The 18,881-nt window shown below is 61.0% G+C and carries 9 protein-coding genes; 4 read left to right on the top strand and 5 right to left on the bottom strand.

Annotation, left to right across the window (positions count from 1 at the left end):
• Positions 1-38: 38 nt before the first annotated feature.
• Complete coding sequence (locus Mal15_RS02140) at positions 39-1,895, bottom strand: sensor histidine kinase (protein WP_147866240.1); 1,857 nt, start codon at positions 1,893-1,895, stop codon at positions 39-41.
• Positions 1,896-2,192: 297 nt separating this feature from the next.
• Here Mal15_RS02140 and Mal15_RS02135 point away from each other — a divergent pair, with 297 nt between their 5' ends.
• Both Mal15_RS02135 and Mal15_RS02130 read left to right on the top strand, forming a co-directional pair.
• A complete protein-coding gene (locus Mal15_RS02135) occupies positions 2,193-4,022 on the top strand; it encodes an SHD1 domain-containing protein (RefSeq protein ID WP_147866239.1) in 1,830 nt (609 codons plus the stop codon).
• A gap of 103 nt (positions 4,023-4,125) precedes the next feature.
• A complete protein-coding gene (locus Mal15_RS02130; protein ID WP_147866238.1) occupies positions 4,126-4,647 on the top strand; it encodes a GrpB family protein in 522 nt (173 codons plus the stop codon).
• Positions 4,648-4,861: 214 nt separating this feature from the next.
• On the opposite strand, the gene yaaA is transcribed toward Mal15_RS02130, so the two are convergent.
• Positions 4,862-5,629, bottom strand: coding sequence for a peroxide stress protein YaaA (gene yaaA / locus Mal15_RS02125; RefSeq protein WP_147866237.1), 768 nt, complete (start codon positions 5,627-5,629; stop codon positions 4,862-4,864).
• A 152-nt stretch (positions 5,630-5,781) separates the two neighbouring features.
• On the opposite strand from yaaA, the gene Mal15_RS02120 reads away from it, so the two are divergent.
• Positions 5,782-6,570: a class I SAM-dependent methyltransferase gene (locus tag Mal15_RS02120; protein ID WP_147866236.1), complete on the top strand. Its 789-nt coding sequence runs from the start codon at positions 5,782-5,784 to the stop codon at positions 6,568-6,570.
• A 20-nt stretch (positions 6,571-6,590) separates the two neighbouring features.
• On the opposite strand, the gene Mal15_RS02115 is transcribed toward Mal15_RS02120, so the two are convergent.
• Together Mal15_RS02115 and Mal15_RS34360 are read right to left on the bottom strand one after the other, a co-directional pair.
• On the bottom strand, positions 6,591-7,562 hold the full coding sequence (locus tag Mal15_RS02115) for an MDR/zinc-dependent alcohol dehydrogenase-like family protein (RefSeq protein WP_147866235.1): 972 nt from the start codon (positions 7,560-7,562) through the stop codon (positions 6,591-6,593).
• A 28-nt stretch (positions 7,563-7,590) separates the two neighbouring features.
• A complete protein-coding gene (locus tag Mal15_RS34360) occupies positions 7,591-7,788 on the bottom strand; it encodes a hypothetical protein (protein WP_147866234.1) in 198 nt (65 codons plus the stop codon).
• A gap of 193 nt (positions 7,789-7,981) precedes the next feature.
• Here Mal15_RS34360 and Mal15_RS02105 point away from each other — a divergent pair, with 193 nt between their 5' ends.
• Positions 7,982-9,799, top strand: coding sequence for a PQQ-binding-like beta-propeller repeat protein (locus Mal15_RS02105; protein ID WP_147866233.1), 1,818 nt, complete (start codon positions 7,982-7,984; stop codon positions 9,797-9,799).
• Positions 9,800-9,847: 48 nt separating this feature from the next.
• Here Mal15_RS02105 and Mal15_RS02100 read toward each other — a convergent pair whose 3' ends face one another.
• Entirely contained in the window at positions 9,848-18,814 is an 8,967-nt protein-coding gene (locus Mal15_RS02100) for a DUF2341 domain-containing protein (protein WP_147866232.1), read from the bottom strand.
• Positions 18,815-18,881 lie beyond the last annotated feature (67 nt).

Here is an 18,881-nt window from a genome sequence, read left to right as displayed (position 1 = left end):
GGCGGTATTGCGCCAAAGCCTGGCGAGGCGTGTGTCGCTCACTTTGCGACCATGTCACCGGGCACGTCACCGACGGTTCCATTGGTCGGCGTGGGTAATCCGCGCGGCTGAGACAACTCGGTGGCCAATTGCAATGTTTCATCGCTCAATCGCCACGGCAACTCCACCCAAAAAGTGCTGCCGCGTCCGAGTTCGCTTTCGAAACCGACTTCACCGCCGAGCAGTTTGGCCAATTCCTTGACGATCGAAAGCCCCAGACCGGTGCCGGCGAATTCGCGCGTCAGCCCCTCCCCGTCGAGCACTTTGCGGCTCTGGCGGAATTTTTGAAAGATCACCGACTGGTCTTCTTCGGCGATGCCCACGCCGGTGTCGATGATCAGCAGCCGGAATCTGCCGGTGGACAGCCCCCCGGACAGGTCGACCACCCGCACCGTCACCATGCCGCCTTCGGGCGTGAACTTGATCGCGTTGGAGAGCAGGTTGTTGACGATCTGGCCGAGCTTGTTGGGATCTTGATACGCCGTCGGCAGATCGTCGGGCACGTCGACGGTCAACGAAATGTCCTTCTCTTCCGACAGCGATCCGATCATGTCGCACTGCGCGGTGACCAGGCGGCCGAGGTCAAATTCGTTGCGGCGGACCTCCATCTTTCCCGCTTCGACTTTGGCCAGATCCAAAATGTCGTTGATCATTTCCAGCAACAGACGCCCGCTCTTTTGAATGTTCTGAGCGTAACGCCGTTGTTTGTCCGTCAGCGAGTCGATGCCTTGCAACACATCGGAGAACCCGATGATGCTGTTCAAGGGCGTCCGCAGCTCGTGACTCATGTTGGCCATGAAATCGCTTTTGACGCGGTTGGCTTCGTAAAGCTGCCAGTTGAGCTGGGCTAACTGGTCGACCCGGCCGTCGAGTTCGGCGTTGATGATCCGCTCCTTCTCCTGACTTTCCAGCATCCCGCGCAACATCCGATTGAACGCATCGGCCAGCTCGCGGAACTCGTCCTCCGATTCGATCTCCGCCCGCTGCGTCACGTCGCCGTGGGTGATCGAATCGCTGACGTCGCGCAAGTGATAAAGCGGCTCGAGGACCAAGTAGCGAATCAACGCGTGCAACATGTACAGCGTTGCGGCGACGATGAACAACGCCAGCGCGACGACGATCGAGCTGATCCAAGTGGTTTGGTTCTCCGTGTCCTTGTAAGGCATGCTGACGCGGATGACCCGGAACGGTGCCAAGCTGGCTTGCTCGATCGGGGTGCCCGACGTGGCAAGCGCCGCCTTTTCGCCTTCGGCCGAGTGACACATGATGCACGTCAGCTTGGGAAAGACGGGCCGATAGTAGATGTAGCGACCGTCGACCGGACCGAGCTGTTGATGGACCGGCATCGTGCCGAGCCCGATCATGCTCATCGATTCGTTTTCACCCAAGTCGATCGACTCGGAGATGTCCGGCTGTTGCTGGGCGATCCGGCGGGCCAACTGGCTGCGGAATTGAGGCTCAAGCTCTTGCAGCCGCTGCCGCTCGGCGGGATCCTCCGGCGGCGCGATCGGAGGCAAATTGGTGTACGTCACCTCGTCCTCCAGACCCATGATTTCGAATTCGATGTCCTTGGCCAGCATCTCCGCCCGCAGACCGGCCAGGATCGGCTGGTTGGCGGCGATCGCTTCGGGGCTGCTGGTCTGGGCCCACTTGGCATCACTGTGAAGCAGCATCAGTTGGGCGTCGGCCAAATCCTGGGCGCGTTGCTGCGTGGTCCGCAGGACCAGGCGATTGCCGAGCGTTTGCACCACCAAAAACGCCCCACACATCAACAGCGTGAATGCCGATCCGAAGAACAGCAGGCACTTTCGCTCCAGGCTCATCGACGAAAACAGTCCTTGAACCACGCGAAACATGAGACTGGTTGAACCGTATGGAAGGGACGAGTCTGGTAGAATGGTGACGTCGCCACGCCGCAGCGGCCATCAGCCGCGGACGTCGCCGCTTTGGTTTTATCGCCTTTCCCGACGCCGCCGACAGAGTGATTCCCGAGTTCCGGCCGGCGAAGAACAAGAACAATTTGCCTAGTTTATCTTCTTGTGACCCGATTTTGGGCGAATTAGCATATTCGGTTCTAACATTCGCCGCTTTCCGAATCTCCCCCTTATCCGCGTGTATCGTGCGGCAGATCGGCCGCTCAGGAGCCCAATACCATGAATCGAAAGGTCCGAAACGCTTTTCAGTGGACCCTGGTTGTCTGCTTGACCGTGATGCTCGGCGTCGGCCCTGCATCGGCCGGCGGACTGCTAAAACGCCTCCGTGGGAACTCGTCTGATTCATGCGCAGACGTCTGTTGCCCGGAACCCGTTTGCGTTTCCCAGCCCGTCTGTACGACGCCGGTGGTCACCTGCTGTGACCCCGCGCCGGTTTGCTGCGATCCCGTCCCGGCCTGCGAAGTCATCCCTTGCTCGCCGGTCGTTTCCGCCGATTGCTGTGGTGGCGAGATCGTTTCCGAAGCTCCGGCAGCGGATGCCGCACCCCCGGCACCCGAGTCGGCCGATGTGGCACCGCCCGCTCCCGAAACGCCGGCGGAATCCGAGCCCGCTCCACCAGAACCGGCCGCCAGCGAGCCGGAACCGCCCGTCGCCGAAGCCCCTGAAACCGTGGAAGCGGAAACCACCGAAGCAGCCAAGCCGCCGGTCGAAAGCGAACCGGCCGCCACCGAACCGAATCCGTTTGACAAGCCTGCCGAACCGGCTCCTGTTGAAGCTGAACCGGCTCCCGCAGAACCAGCCCCCGTCGAAGCGGCTCCGGCCGACGACGCGATGGACGATCTGTTCGGCGATCCGGCACCGGCTGAACAACCGGCACCTGCTGATCCGCCAACTCCTGCCGACGAACCCGCTCCTGCGGACGAACCGGCTCCCGCGGATGGCGGCTTGGACGATTTGTTCGGTGATGCACCGGCCGAAGAAGCTCCCGCCGAAGCGGCAGCAGCCGACGAAGCGATGGACGACCTGTTCGGCGATCCGGCACCCGCTGATGCTGCCCCGGCGGACCAACCCGCCCCGGCGGATGAGCCGGCCCCGGCGGACCAACCGGCCCCGGCGGACGGCGGCTTGGATGATCTGTTCGGCGATGCACCGGCCGAAGAAGCTCCTGCCGCAGCAGCTCCGGCCGACGATGCCATGGATGACCTGTTCGGCGACCCGGCTCCGGCCGATGCGGCTCCCGCTGACGCTGCCCCTGCTGACGACTCGGCACCTGCCGACGGAGGATTGGACGACCTGTTCGGTGACGCACCGGCCGAAGAAGCTCCCGCCGCAGCGGCACCGGCCGATGACGCCATGGACGACCTGTTCGGCGATCCGGCCCCCGCTGACGCTGCACCGGCTGATGCTGCCCCAGTTGACGACTCGGCCCCTGCCGACGGAGGCTTGGACGACTTGTTCGGCGATGCACCGGCCGAAGAAGCTCCCGCCGCAGCAGCCCCGGCCGACGACGCCATGGATGACCTGTTCGGCGATCCGGCCCCCGCTGACGCAGCACCCGCCGACGCAGCACCCGCCGATGGTGGCCTGGACGATTTGTTCGGCGACCCGAGCGCCCCGGCCGACGATGCCACCGAGGATGCGCCCGCGACCGACGCGTTGGACGACCTGTTCGGTGATCCGGCCGACGATGCACCGGCCAGCGATGCCGCACCCGCCGACGAGGCGACGGACAACCTGGATGACTTGTTCGGCCAAGCCCCTGCTGCCGACGACACCCTGAATGTCCACGTCGTCACCGTCGCCCCCGCGGCTCCGGCGATCAACCCGTTGGACGAGACCCACGTGCGAACATGGATCGACAACACCGGTAAGTATCAGGTCGAAGGTCGCTTGATCGAAATCAACAGCGACAACGTTCGGCTGTTCAAGTCCAACGGTCGAACCTGCACCGTTCCCTTCGAGCGACTGTGCCCGGCGGATGCGTCATACGTCGAGTCGATCCGCGACGAAGTCAAGCAATCGCGACTGCCGTTGTTGAGCAGCAAGTAGCGTCCAACGCTTGACAGGGTGAAACGATACGGCGAGCCTATCGCAGCAGCGATGGGCTCGCTTTTTTGTTGCTGGCCGCCACGCCACAGGTTTCGATCCAAACATGGCCGACACCGTCCGATTGATGCACTACGACCCGCGCTGGCCGCAGGAGTTCCAGCAGACTCGGAGCGGGATTTTGCACAGTTGTCTCGGTTGGGTGATCGATGTGCAACACATCGGCAGCACGGCGATCGGCGGCATGATCTCCCGTCCCGTGCTGGACGTGGTCGCGGCGGTTCGGGACGACGATGACGCTCAACAGGCGATCGCCGAATCAACCGACATGATCGAGGGGCTGAACTTTCGCCGCGTCACCACGCCGATGTGGGCTGCCGAAGCGATCGTCCTTTGCAAGCCTCGCAGCGGAGAACCAACCCACCGCGTCTTTCTGACCTATCTGAACAGCCCCTTCTATCGCAGTTCGATCGCCGTCCGCGATGCGCTGCGACGGGATCGAGAGCTGTCGCTGCGGTTCGAGGAAACGAAGGTCACCCGATGGCGCAAGGGGGCCGGCCAGCCGCAGCGGTACGCCGACGACAAGTCCGTGTTCTTCGCCCACCTGATCGAGCACCATGCCGGCTGAGTCATTTTCGGTGCGAAAAGGGGACGGGCTTAAGCCCAATACGCTGAGCCGTCGGCGCTAGCCGCGGGCCATTCACCCCCGTCCCCTTTTCACTCCCCAACCCGTAGCGGAAGCCGCCAAGGCTTTCGACTCGCAGCAGTCCACACGGGAAAAGCCGAAATTCTTGGCGAATTCCGCTACCACATACGACCCTTGCCGTGTTGAGGGACAAAGCCTAGTCCCGCAAGAAGACCGGCGCCGATTCGGTCGACGAATCCGGGTCGTATCGGTACCCGTCTTCGGCAAACTTGACCAGCTTGGCGGTTGTTTTGACTTTGTTTCGAATCACCCACGACGCCATCGTGCCGCGAGCTTTCTTGGCAAAGTAACTGATCACGCGGTACTTGCCGTTGCTCTGATCCTTGAACACCGGCGCAATGATCTGTGCCTGGACGTGCTTCTTTTGGATGCTGCGGAAGTATTCGTTGGATGCCAAATTCAATAGGAACCCGCAGTCGGTCACGGCGAGCTGATCGTTGATCGATTGTGTGATTCGCGATCCCCAAAACGCATACAGATCTTTTCCGCGACGCGTCTTCAGCGCGGTGCCCATTTCGAGCCGGTAGGGCAACATGGCATCGAGCGGCCGCAGCACTCCGTAAAGCCCCGAGAGAATCCGCAGACGGTCCTGGGCGAACAGCAGTTGTTTTTCGGTCATCCGGTCCGCTTGCAGCCCCAGATATACATCGCCTTTGAAGGCCAGAATCGCCGGCCGCGTGGCTTCGGGCGGCATCGGCAACTGCCAGTCCTGGTAGCGCTGATGGTTCAGCTCGGCCAGTTTGTCGCTCACCCCCATCAAGGCCTGGATCTGTTTGGGCGTCTTCTTTTTCAGCACACCGACCAACGTCTCGCTTTCGGTGATCCACTCGGGTGTGGTTTGCGACGCGATCTTCGGTTCGGATTCGTAATCGAGTGTTTTGGCCGGCGAGAGAACGATCAACATGATGTCGTTTGGGGACGGTGGGGAGAGTGAATTGCGGTGCCGTGGTCGAGTGCGGTGGTAGACGGAGGATTGTAGAACGGTTAAAAGCCTTGCCAATGACCGATGCCTCTTCGTCTCCTTCGCCTCGAACCGCCCCTTCGCCAAACAGCACTGTGCAAGAACTGAACGAATCCATCTACGACCACCCGAAATACTATGACCTGGTGTTCGGAGCGGACTGTGCCGCGGAGACCAAGTTCATTCTTGGCTGTGCCGAGCGATACTCGAACCGGCCGGCCAAACGCTTTTTCGAACCGGCATGCGGGACCGGGCGGTTGCTGTATTCACTCGCCCGCCGCGGTCATGACGTCGATGGATTGGATTTGAATCCCAAGGCGATCGAGTTCTGTAACGCGCGATTTGAGCGTCACGAGATGCCGTACCGTGCCTTCGTGGCCGACATGTCAGATTTTCGGCTGCGGAAAAAGGCGGACGTCGCGTTCAACACGATCAACAGTTTTCGTCACTTATCGACCGAAGCGGCCGCCCGCGGACACTTCGATTCGATGGCCGACGCCGTCCGCGTCGGCGGGCTTTATCTGCTGGGCGTCCACCTGACGCCGACCGACGCGGAACCGAGCGAAGGGGAGTCCTGGTCCGCCCGACGTGGCCATCTGACGGTCAACACGCACATGTGGACCAATTCGCGAGACCCCAAACGTCGTGTCGAAAAGTTCGGCATCCGCTTCGACATCCACCGTCCGTCCGGATCGGTGCGGATCGTCGACGAACTGGTTCTGCGAAGTTACACGATGCGTCAGATGAACGCGTTGATCGATCAAGGCGGCCGCTGGGAAATCGTCGAAACGTTCGACTTCGGATATGACCTTGCCGATCCGATCGTCGTCAATCCGAGCAGCGAAGATGTGGTCTACGTGCTTCGCCGTCGGCGATCGAAATAGGCGGTCGATCGGACAGACCGTTAGGGTGCCGAACCGATCTCAAACACGACCTTGAATGAATTCGCGCTAGCGGCCGAATCGAACGCGCGACGAAATTGATCCAGCGGGTAGCGATCGGTGATCAACCCGGTCACGTCGATCCGGCCGTCGGCCAACGCATCGAGGGCTTTGTCGAACGGTCCGCAGCGTGATCCGACGACACTGATTTCATCGATCACGATCGCCGCAAGCGAAAGTTCATGCGAGGCGGCCACCGTTGTCTTTAGGACCACCGTCCCGCGCGGCCGAACCATGTGAATCGCCATCGGCAATCCCGTCGTCGACCCGCTGCAATCGACCACGACATCGAACTTGTGTTTGGGAAGCTCGGCGGGATCGGCCGAGGGGACCTGGACCGTTTCGTACCCGCGGTGCCCGAACCGCAATAGCTTGACGCCGTGTTTTCCGAAGACGGTGATCTGATCGGTGACCAGCGAAAGCACTTGAGCCGACAGATAGCCCAATCGGCCGTCACCCAAAACCGCGATCTGGTCGCCGGGTTCGATCGCGACCTGTTCCAGGATTTCAAAGGCCGCAGCCAGCGGTTCGGTAAACAACGCCTGGTCGTCGCTGACGTTGTCGGGAATCACGTGAAGGTTGTGTTCCGGGATCGCGACGTCGTCTGCAAACGCCCCGTCGTGACGGTCGATCCCGATGACCGTCCGATGGGGGCAGTGTGTCGGCCGGCCGGCCAGACAGGTGGGACACATTCGGCAATTGCAATTGATCTCGCCGACAACACGTCGACCGGCATGGTCGCCGGATTGCGCGATGCCGACAAATTCATGCCCCACAATTCCGTGGAATCCCATGTAGCCCCGGGCGAGCTGCAGATCGGTCTCGCAAATCCCGGCCTTGAGAACCTGGACGAGCACTTCACCGTCGGCCGTCGTCGGTTCGGCGTGCGAAGGTTGGAAGTGAAGCCCGCCGGCATCCAGGGTGACCGCTTTCATGGGACCGTTTCCGTTTTCCTAGATTCGACTATCCGCGTCCGCCTTCGCAACAGGTTTCACAGATCGAATGGCAGCGCGAGCATTGAAGTTTGCCGCGGATTTCGATCAGCGTCTTGCCGCGACAGACCGGACAAACCCCGTGGCCGCCGGCGCCACGGGTGACTTCGCAGGTCCTTGACGACGCATCGTCGCTTGGGGCCAATGGAGTGGTGTTCGGAACGTCCATCAATGCGGTATCCTTCGTGCATTCGAGCCGCGGGTCTAACAAGCAGCTTGCAGTCTATCCGCTTGGGTAGCAAGCGTTCAACAGTCAGCGGAGATCGGTCTCGGTGTTCGACGCGTCGAACTTCGTGCCAAGATTCGATCTTGTCGAACGAATCCCGCGAAAAACCATGTCCCCGACGAATTAGGAATTCTCGATGACGACCGAAATCGATTCTCCGCAAGCGGAAAACGGCGATCCCGTCCCTGAATCCTCGCCGTCGGACGCGGCGGTCACGGCACCACGAACGACGCTGCGTTGGTGGCCGGCAGTCCTGTTGCTCGCCGCGATGTTCGCCCTCCGAATGATTCCGTCAGTGATGGAAGCCCCCGGCTTGCCGTTGATGATGCTTTCGTTCATGGGGCCAGCCGCGCTGGGAATTCTGCTCCTGTTCTGGTGGTGTTTTGCGAGCCGAGCGTCATTGCGTGAAAAGATGGTCGGCACGGCTGCGGTGATTCTGATCGCAGCGGTCTCGATCGCGGTGCTTCATTTTTCGCTTCAAGGTGTGTTTGCCGTCGTGCTGGTGCTCCCGACCGGCTTAGCCGCGTTCGCACTTGGTCTGGTGGTAATGTCACGCAACGCCCGGTGGCGATTACCGATCGCATTGCTGCTTTCGTTGGTCACCTTCGGCTATTGGGATTTGCGTCAGAACGAAGGCGCGACAGGCGCGTTCCGAACACAGTTGCTGTGGCGATGGCAACCGACCGCCGAGCAGCGTTACCTTGAAGAACTTGCGGAACGTCAACAGCGCCCAACGCCGCTCTCGGACACGACGGCGATCACCTTGGCATCCGCCCCGTGGCCCGCCTTTCGCGGCTCGGATCGCAGCGGAGTGGTTCGCGGGGTGACGCTCGATGCCGATTGGGACCGCTCGCCGCCCAAGTCGCTGTGGAAACAAAAAATCGGTCCCGGCTGGTCCTCGTTCAGCGTCGCCCAGGATCGGCTGTTCACCCAGGAACAGCGGGGTGAACTGGAAGCCGTGATCTGCTTGGATGCCACGACGGGACAGCTGATTTGGGAGTTCACCTATCCGAGTCGGTTTTGGGAAGCGATTGCCGGAGCCGGACCGCGGGCGACGCCGACGATCGCCGACGAAGGACTTTTTGCGCTCGGGGCCGACGGCATTCTGTTGTGTCTCGATGCAGTCACGGGAGGAGAACTCTGGCGGCGTGATTTGAAACAGGACGCCGATCGAAGCCCACCGACCTGGGGCTTTTCTGCCTCGCCACTGGTGACCGATTCGCTGGTGATCGTTCATGCCGGGGGAGCGGATGACAAGGGATTGTTTGCCTACCACGCGGAAACAGGTGAGATCGCATGGTCCGTCGCCTCGGGGAATCACAGCTACAGTTCGGCCCAGCTGGCGACATTTTTTGATCAACGCGGCGTGCTGATGCTCAGCAACGACGGGCTTCAGTTCGTCGGCGTGGAGGACGGCCGAACGATTTGGCAACACGAGTGGGCCTTGGAAAACTATCGCACCCTTCAACCACTCGTCGTCGGTTCGACGATTTTTTTCACGACCAGCACACAAGAAGGCACGCGACGTCTGACGGTTTCACGCGGCGACGATGGTTCATGGAACATTGCCGACGACTGGACGTCTCGCGATCTGAAATCCGATTACAACGACTATGTCTATTTCGAAGGAAATCTTTACGGATTTGACGGCGGGATCTTCACATGTGTCGACGCCGAGACCGGGCAGCGTCACTGGAAACGCGGACGCTACGGCAACGGCCAATGCATCCTGTTGGCCGATTCCGGACAATTGCTCGTCGCGACCGAACGTGGTGAGGTCGCGCTCGTGGATGCATCACCGGAAAAACTGAACGAACTTAATAAGCTTCAGGCGATCGAAGGTAAGACTTGGAATCATCCCGTGCTGATCGAAAACCGTCTCTACATTCGCAACGCCCAGGAAGTCGCGTGTTTTGAATTGGCTTTGGCCGGGGGAGGCGTCGCGGAAGAGTAACGCACGCGGACCAGTAGTCGCTGATCATTGCATTGACCGGTGACGGCCTTACTTGATCAGCCCGTCCAACCCCTCGTCGAATCCGGGCTTGGAACTGCGATAGGCGGACAGCATCGCGATCGGATCGATGAAACGCCATGCCGGTAAGCTGGATGCAAACACGGTCATCAGCGTGCCGCCGCGCAGCGCCCAAAAAACATAACCGATCGAAAACACACTCATGCCTGCCCCCGCGGCACCGACCATCACCGTCATTTGGTTTTCATCGTCCTCGGGCGCCTCGTCCCACTGTGTCCAGACGATCGCTTGTTGCAGATCCTGTCGCAGCAGACGCTCAAGCTGTTGCAGTTCGGGGGAGTAGCCCATCGTCAGACTCGATGCTTCTTCCGACGCCGCATAGATGCCGTACAACTGTCGCTCGGCCTCAAGGGCCATCACTTCGTTCGGCAGACCGGTGTCGTCCCCGCCATTGCCTGCACCCGAAGTCCGATTCGCGTCCCCGCCAGCCTTATCGCCCGAACCGTCCATCACGACCGCCGGCACGACGTCGCCCGCCGGGCTGGTCGTTTCGGTCGCATCGGACGGATCCGTTGATTCCTCGCCCTGCGACTCGATCTCCGAAGGCGGATCGCTTTCCGGTTCCGTGAAGTCTTCTGTTTCGGGCTCCGGTTCAGGCTCGGTCTCGGACGACGTTTCCGTGGTCCCACTCGTCGCCAACAGGGCAAGCGGAACCTCCAGCACCGCCTCGGCGACATTGCTCAATAGCGTGCCATCGGTCACTTGATATAAGAACGAATCTTGGCCGAAGAAGCCCGGATTGGGCGTGTACGTGAAATTCCCGCCTGGATCCAATGTGAATGAACCGTTCGTCGGTGCCGCGACCAAAACAATGGCCAATGAATCACCGTCGACATCACTGTCATTGAAGATCACACTCGACACACCGACGGTCAAGGTTTCACCAATATTCACCGTGAACGATTCTCCGGTCGCCACGGGGGCAGCGTTGGAAGCCGTCACCGTCCAGTTGAAGGTGCTGCTGGTCGTCGTTCCCACGCCGTCGTCGACGGTGAAGTCGAATGAATCGCTGGTCGTATTGCTGCCGTCGTGGTCGTAGCTGATCAACCCGGCGTCGATGTCGGCTTGGGTGAACGTGTCACTGACGTTCAAGGCCACGCCGTTTCGATAGAGCGTTCCGTTGGTCGGGACCGTGTCGACGGTGTAAACGAGTTGTGAATCGGTGTTGTCGACGTCCGTCGTTTCCAACATCGCGGTGGTCACGGTGTTGCCGGTGGAACCCTCGGTGACCGTATCACCCGTGTTAGTCGCCAGGACCTGTTCGTCATTGACGGCGGTGATGTCGACGTTGACGGTGCCGATCGTTTGATCCGTTCCGCCGCCAGAGCCCGTGTTGCCGCCGTCGTTGACGACGACTTGGATCGTATCGGCGTCGTCGCCGAAGGTGTGCGGGGTGCCGTGCAGGTACTGGACGTTGGCCGGCGTGTCCAGGAATGTGTTCAGGTCGGTTAGCGTTCCGGTCAGTGTCAACGTGCCCGTACCATTGCCGCCGACCGTGACTCCGCCGCCGGAGCTGGCTGACAAGTTGCCCCCGGTCGACGTCGACAGCGTGACGGTCAGATTGCCGCTGTTCGCGTCGACGTCGCTCAGGTTCAAAGCCGACAGGTCGACGTTGCTGCTGACGTCTTCGGTCACCGTGATGTCACTCGGCAGCCCCGTTCCGGCCGGGTCGTCGTTGGTCGCGGCGATCGAGATGTTACGGGTCTGTGTGTTGGAGTCCACGTCGCCGTCGTTGACAGTGAAGGAAACCGTTCGCGTCGCGGTGGAGGGGTTATCGCTGGTGTTCGTGTACGTGATACTCCGCAACGCCGCCTGATACTGGGCGACGGTAGCCGTCCCCGTTAGAGTCAGCGTCCCGCTACCCGCATTCCAAACGCCGCTAATCCCGTTTTGGTCGACGAAGGCCAGCACGTCCTGGCCGTTGGCATAGTTACCGGTGATCTGGACGATGGCCGATTCCAGGTTCGTGTCGTCACTGTCGCTCAAGGCCAACGTCGACGTGATCACGACCGCGCCATCGTTTTCCGTGTAAGCCAGCGTCGTTCCCTCGATCGACGCTTCCACCGGGGCGTCATTCGCAGCCGTCACCGTCCAGTTGAAGGTGCTGCTGGTGGTCGTTCCGGCGCCGTCATCGACCGTGAAATCGAATGAATCGCTGGTCGTATTGCTGCCGTCGTGGTCGTAGCTGATCAACCCGGCGTCGATGTCGGCTTGGGTGAACGTGTCACTGACGTTCAAGGCCACGCCGTTTCGATAGAGCGTTCCGTTGGTCGGGACCGCGTCGACGGTGTACACCAGTTGTGAATCCGTGTTGTCGACATCGGTGGTTTCCAACATCGCGGTGGTCACGGTGTTGCCGGTGGAACCCTCGGTGACCGTATCACCCGTGTTGGCCGCCAACACTTGTTCGTCGTTGACGGCGGTGATGTCGACGTTGACGGTGCCGACGGTTTGGTCCGTTCCGCCGCCGGAGCCCGTATTGCCACCGTCGTTGACGACGACTTGGATCGTATCGGCGTCGTTGCCGAAGGTGTGTGGGGTGCCGTGCAAATACTGGACGTTCGCCGGTGTGTCCAGGAACGTGTTCAAGTCGGACAGCGTCCCCGTCAAAGTCAACGTGCCCGAGCCAGATCCACCCACCGTGACGCCACCGCCGGAACTGGCTGACAAGTTGCCCCCGGTCGAAGTGGACAGCGTGACGGTCAGATTGCCGCTGTTCGCGTCGACGTCATTCAGGTTCAGAGCCGACAGGTCGACGTTGCTGCTGACGTCTTCGGTCACCGCGATGTCGCTCGGTAGCCCCGTTCCGGTCGGGTCGTCGTTGGTCGCGGCGATCGAGATGTCGCGGGTTTGCGTGTTGGAATCCACGTCGCCGTCGTTGACCGTGAACGAAACGGTGCGTGTCGCGGTGGACGGGTTGTCGCTGGTGTTGGTGTAGGTGATGCTCCGCAGTGCCGCTTGGTACTGGGCGACCGTCGCCGTTCCGGTCAGGGTCAGCGTTCCGCTACCCGCATTCCAAACGCCGCTGATCCCGGTTTGGTCGACAAAGGTCAGAACATCCTGCCCGTTTGCGTAATTGCCCGTGATTTGAACGACGGCGGATTCCAGGTTCGTATCATCGCTGTCGGATAGTGCCAACGTCGACGTGATCGCCACCGCGCCATCGTTTTCGGTGTAGGCCAGCGTCGTGCCTTCGGTCGATGCTTCGATCGGGGCGTCGTTGCCAGCCGTCACGGTCCAGTTGAAGGTGCTGCTGGTCGTCGTTCCCACGCCGTCATCGACGGTGAAGTCGAATGAATCGCTGACCGTATCGCTGCCGTCGTGGTCGTAGCTGATCAACCCGGCGTCGATGTCGGCTTGTGTGAATGTGTCACTGACGTTCAACGCCACGCCGTTTCGATAGAGCGTTCCGTTGGTCGGCACCGCGTCGACGGTGTACACCAGTTGTGAATCCGTGTTGTCGACGTCGGTCGTTTCCAACATCGCGGTGGTCACGGTGTTGCCGGTGGAACCCTCGGCAACCGTATCCCCCGTGTTGGTCGCCAGGACCTGTTCGTCGTTAACTGCGGTGATGTCGACGTTGACGGTGCCGACGGTTTGGTCCGTTCCGCCGCCGGATCCGGTGTTTCCGCCGTCGTTGATGACGACCTGAATCGTGTCGGCGTCGTTGCCGAAGGTGTGTGGGGTGCCGTGCAAATACTGGACGTTGGCGGGAGCGTCCAGGAACGTGTTCAAGTCGGACAGCGTCCCCGTCAAAGTCAACGTGCCCGTGCCAGAGCCACCCACCGTGACGCCACCGCCGGGAATGGCTGACAAGTTGCCCCCGGTCGAAGTGGACAGCGTGACGGTCAGGTTGCCGCTGTTGGCGTCGACGTCACTCAGGTTCAGCGCCGACAGGTCGACGTTGCTACTGACGTCTTCAGTGACCGTGATGTCACTCGGCAGCCCCGTGCCGGTCGGGTCGTCGTTGGTCGCGGCGATCGAGATGTCGCGGGTCTGCGTGTTGGAGTCCACGTCGCCGTCGTTGACGGTAAAGGAGACGGTTCGAGTGGCCGTGGACGGGTTGTCGCTGGTGTTGGTGTAGGTGATGCTCCGCAGTGCCGCTTGGTACTGGGCGACGGTCGCCGTTCCGGTCAAGGTCAGCGTCCCGCTACCCGCATTCCAAACGCCGCTGATCCCGTTCTGATCGACGAAGGTCAGCACATCCTGGCCATTGGCGTAATTGCCAGTGATCTGAACGACGGCGGATTCCAGGTTCGTGTCGTCGCTGTCGGATAGTGCCAACGTCGACGTGATCGCCACCGGGCCACCGTTTTCCGTGTAGGCCAGTGCCGCTCCCTCGATCGATGCTTCGGCCGGAGCATCATTGACGGCGGTGACGGTGAAGTTGAACGTGCCCGTGGCGGCGGTCGCTCCGTTTTCACCCCCGTCGGCCAGAGAAAAGCTGAACGCGTCGCTGGTCGTTTCGCTGCCGTCGTGGTCGTAGGTCACGTCGCCGGCATCGATGTCGGCTTGGGTGAAGGTGTCATTCAGTCCCAACGCGCCGAAACCGGCCAGATACATCGTGCCGTTGTCGGTGACGTCGGTGATCGTGTAGGTCAGCCCGGCGCCGCTATCGTCGACGTCGCCTTCGTTCAACATCGCCGTGGTGATCGCGTTGCCGGTGGAGCCTTCCAGCACGGTCGCCCCTGTGTTGGTCGCGACGCTGGGTGATTCATTGACGTCGGTGACGGTCACGGCGACCGCTTGGGTGTCTGTCGTAATCCCGTCAGAGACCTGGACGGTGACGTCATACACGTTGTTGCCGCCCGAGTCGGTGGGCGACTCGAAATCCGGTGCCGAGGCGAACGTCAGCGCGCCGGAGTTGGGATCGATCGCGAACTTGGTTGAGTCGGCGCCCCCGATGATGCTGTAGGTCAGCGTTTGTGCGTCGCCATCCGTTGCGGTCACGGTGGTCACGGCAGTCCCGTTTTCGGCCACGTTGACCGACGCGGTGGCGCCCGCGCCGTCACTGGTGATCGTGGGTGGCGAATTAGGAGTGTAGCTGATTTGGACGTTGTCCAGCTGAACATTGCCCCCCGGGCCGCCTCCGCCGATCGCCGTGACAATAAAGCGGACGCGGGTGTCCGCGGCGGTGTAGGCGCTGATGTCAAACGAGAGCGTTCCGGTGCCGGTATTGGTGGCGGCGTCCAGGGTAGCCAAGGTGTCGTAATTGAGCCCCCCGTCGCCGGAGACTTGGACGAGGATGGTACGGTCACCGGTCAAGTCGTTGTCAAATGAGAAGTCCAACGCGGCAGAGGTCGCCGTGCTCAGGTCAACTTGGCGGTAGATGCTGTCATTGACGTTGTTTGCGATGACGCGGAGTTCGCCGCCGGAGACTTTGATGGACCCGATCGTGGCGTTGCCGTCTTCAGAATCCACCCAGGTGTCGCTCCAGGTTTGCGTCCCGTCGCTGTTGTTGTAGGCGTCGGCATCAAACAGGTCGAGGTATTGTCCGCCGTCGGCAACATCGGTGACGGTTACGGCGATCGATTGGGAATCGGTCGATGTGCCGTCGCTGACTTGGACGATGACGTCGTAGACGTTATCGCCGCCATTGTCAGTCGGGGATTCAAAGTCGGAGGCCGAGACAAACTCCAACACGCCCGTGCTTGAATCGATCGTGAATTTCGCCGCATCGAGACCGCCGCTGATGGAATAGGTCAGCGTGTCGGCAGGCAGGTCCGCATCGGTGGCGGTCACGGTGGAGACGTACACGCCGTTCTCGAACACGTTGACTGCCGCCGACGCACCGCCCCCGTCGGAAGTGATGATCGGGTCGTCGTTGACCGGATTGACCGTGATGGTCACCGTGGCCACGTTGGAGTCGGTGGTGCCGTCGTTGGTTTTGTAGGTGAAGGTGTCGACACCGCTGAAGTCACCGATGGGCGTGTAGTTGAAGGTTCCGTCGGGGCGCAGCGTGAAGGAGGCTGCGTTTGACGGCCCTGCGACCAATGACACCGTCACTGCATCGCCGTCGGCATCGGAGTCATTCACCAGAACACCACCGGTCGCGGGCACCGATTGTTCACCGCCGAAGGACACGAATTCGCTGCCGAGGTCGTTTCTCATCGACAAGCTTTGGGCGGCGATCCAATCGGCCGACTGGACGGTGTTGTAGATCCGCACTTCATCGATGATGCCATCGAAGTACTCACCGTACTGGCTGTTTCCGATCGTCAGGTCATCGGTGTTGTTGACCATCGACTGGGTGATCGTTCCCGTGGCGACTTCGACCCCGTCCACATAAAGCTTCACTTCATCGGTCGCATCATTAAACGTGGCCGCGATGGCGTACCAGGTTTCAGTCGTCAGGTTGACCGCGGACTCCACGTCCGGCCAGTCGGCACCGTTGCGAAGACCGAAGGAGACCTCATCGCCGTTGAGTCCGAAGAAGTAGGTCTGGTTGGAACCCGTCGTGCCCTTGTTGAGCACCAAGTCCCAGCCGGACATCCCGCCGGCATTGGCGTAAATCAGGGCGGAAACCGTGATCTCGCCGCCGACGTCCAGCGAAGCATCGTGCGCGACGGTCAGATAATCGTTCCCGTCCAGGTTGTTGGCGCCGGAGACGAGTCCGGTGGCGTTTTGATCGGAACCCGTGTTGACCGCGCTGAGTCCGTTGCTGGTCGAATCGAGATGCGTCCCCGAGGTTTCTTGGAGGTGATGGACCAGGGTGTAGTCGCCATTCCAAACCGCCGTCGGGTCCTGGCCGGCGGTTGCCGACGCATTGCCGTAATACATCGTGATCCCATCAGACGACGAGGAGGCATCGATCTGTGGGACGCGGACCCAGACATAGGAATCGCCCGATTCGTTCCACTCTTCGATTTCGTAGGCCAGCGCCGTGCCGTCGGAGTCGAAGAACCTCAGGTCCGCGCCGTCATCCTGGGTCTTTGCGTAGTCAATGTTTCCGGAATTCAGCACGACCAGGACGGGGAAATCGGTCAGCGCCTCCGTCTGTCCCGAGTTGTCGAAGGTCAGGGTCTGGCGTGCGGTCCAGGCCGTGTCGAACCAGTCGACACTCAACGCAACCTCTTCGTCGACGCTGTAGTTGTCATCGGCGGCGACCGGGGCGTCGTTGACGGCCGAGATGTACATGTTGATGTTCGACGCGGCGCTGGTTCCGCCGTCGCCATCGGAAAGAACGGCGCTGATGATTCGTGTCGCCGTCGAGGGGTTTTCCGAAACATTGTTGAAAGCGATCGCCCTGGCCAGTCCCTGGACGGCGGTGACATCGGCGTTGGCATTCAGGTTGACTGTCAACGCGGTCGTCCCCACGCCGCCGCTGAAGGTTCCGATCAAATTGCCTTCGTAGTAGACATTGGATCCGGATGTGCTGATCTGACCTGGGCCTGTACCGACGTTGCGAATTTCCAATCGGTCATTGGCGGTCGCGTTGGTCGTAATCGTGACCGTGAGATCCCCGCCGTCAAAGTCGGCTGAATCTGAATCCGTGACTGTCGCGTAGGCGTCATAAATGGGAGCACCGTTCTCGGTAAACAGCCCGTTGGGTGATGATGCGGTTAGAACCGGGGCGCTGTTCGGCGCGATGTACTGAATCGACAATTCAGGTCGCAGCGAAGCATTCGCTTCCTCGGAGCTATCAAAGTCGAATCCGTTGGCGTTGTCGTTGAACAGTGCCCAGCCGTAGTTGGTGCCTCCGTCGGACCAGGTTTGCAATGCGTCTTCCAACCCGGTGATCGTATACAAGCCCAGACTGCTAAGATCGGTGATCGAACCGTCCGCCGCCGCGACATACTCGGTGCCTGCCTGCAGTCCGCTGCCGAGCGAGTTGTAGGTCGACGATTCGTCCCAAGCGGTCAACATTTCGTGAAGAGACAACGTGCCACCGGCTGTTCCCGCACCGACGCCGTTGATCGTCAGACTGGCCGAAACGATGGTCGACCCCAGCGGGATTTGCCCGGGGCCGTTGCCGAAGATGCTGTCGAAGCGGAGCAATCCGACACTCGCGAACCCGTTGTTGTGGTCGTCGTCGACGGCGATCGAAGCGTCATTGCCATAGGAGGAGTTCGGAGAGTCTCCGTTGAAGTCGGTGTCCTGCGTCCCGGTGTAGCCGTTAACGCCCTCCTGGAACGTTACATCTACCGTCGCAAAAACGTGCTGCCAGGAATGCGTCGCGTCCGATTCGAACGCGATCTGGGTTTCGATCGTTCCCACCGCATACTCGAGTTCCCAGTCGCCGCCGAGTGTCTGATGCCCCGTCAAATCATCGCTTGCCGCGACGTCACAGTCGCAGACCGCGGCCAAGGTCTCGATCAAATCCCGCCCGCTATCGGATGACGCCAGATCGCAACCGTAGATCAAAAGGTCGGCATCCGCGTCGAGCGCGCCTGCCCAACGGGCGATCGAACCGGCGTGCGCCGTCGCCGAGTTCATGTCCAATCTTGTGTTGCCCAGCTGAATCCCTTCGCCGCTGGCATGACTGAGCAGATGGACCGCATCGACGCCGGACAACTGGTCCAACGCCCGCGTGATCTGGGCAATGCCGTCTTCGTCGGAGGATAGACGCACGATCGACCATTGGGTGCCGTCGGCCGCACTGTCTCTCAGCCCGGCCAACAGTACGTCTGCATCTTCGACTCCTGCATCGACGAAGACGACTTCCAGTCGGCGCGATGGATCGTACGCCGCGGGCTCGATCAGCCCGGTCGAATCCGCCGTATCGTCTGTTACGTTCGAATCGAAGTGATCGATTCCGATTAACGGGTCGGCACTGGCGGCCGAATCCGATGCGAGCAACTGGGCCATTATCGCATCGAGAAGCTCAACATCCGCGTGGGGCGCAGAATCTGCCGCGTCGAAACCGTCTGCGCTGAGCAGAATCCGGTCTTCCAGCAGGTAGAAGTCGAACACGCGGTCGTTGGGTGGTGCAGGCAAGGTATGAGATCCAGTTGACGCTTTGAACCCGGTGAACTCGACTTTTCCGCCCCCCCGTTTCTGCCGA

It is taken from the genome of Stieleria maiorica (assembly GCF_008035925.1).
Taxonomy (GTDB): Bacteria; Planctomycetota; Planctomycetia; order Pirellulales; family Pirellulaceae; genus Stieleria; species Stieleria maiorica.
The sequence above is the reverse complement of the archived record's forward strand: the minus strand, read 5'-3'. Positions and strand labels throughout refer to the sequence as shown.

Coding starts and splice junctions, on each gene's coding strand:
- Mal15_RS02140 (WP_147866240.1), bottom strand. CDS start 1,895: ATGTTTCGCGTGGTTCAAGGACTGTTTTCGTCGATGAGCCTGGAGCGA.
- Mal15_RS02135 (WP_147866239.1), top strand. CDS start 2,193: ATGAATCGAAAGGTCCGAAACGCTTTTCAGTGGACCCTGGTTGTCTGC.
- Mal15_RS02130 (WP_147866238.1), top strand. CDS start 4,126: ATGGCCGACACCGTCCGATTGATGCACTACGACCCGCGCTGGCCGCAG.
- yaaA (WP_147866237.1), bottom strand. CDS start 5,629: ATGTTGATCGTTCTCTCGCCGGCCAAAACACTCGATTACGAATCCGAA.
- Mal15_RS02115 (WP_147866235.1), bottom strand. CDS start 7,562: ATGAAAGCGGTCACCCTGGATGCCGGCGGGCTTCACTTCCAACCTTCG.
- Mal15_RS34360 (WP_147866234.1), bottom strand. CDS start 7,788: ATGGACGTTCCGAACACCACTCCATTGGCCCCAAGCGACGATGCGTCG.
- Mal15_RS02105 (WP_147866233.1), top strand. CDS start 7,982: ATGACGACCGAAATCGATTCTCCGCAAGCGGAAAACGGCGATCCCGTC.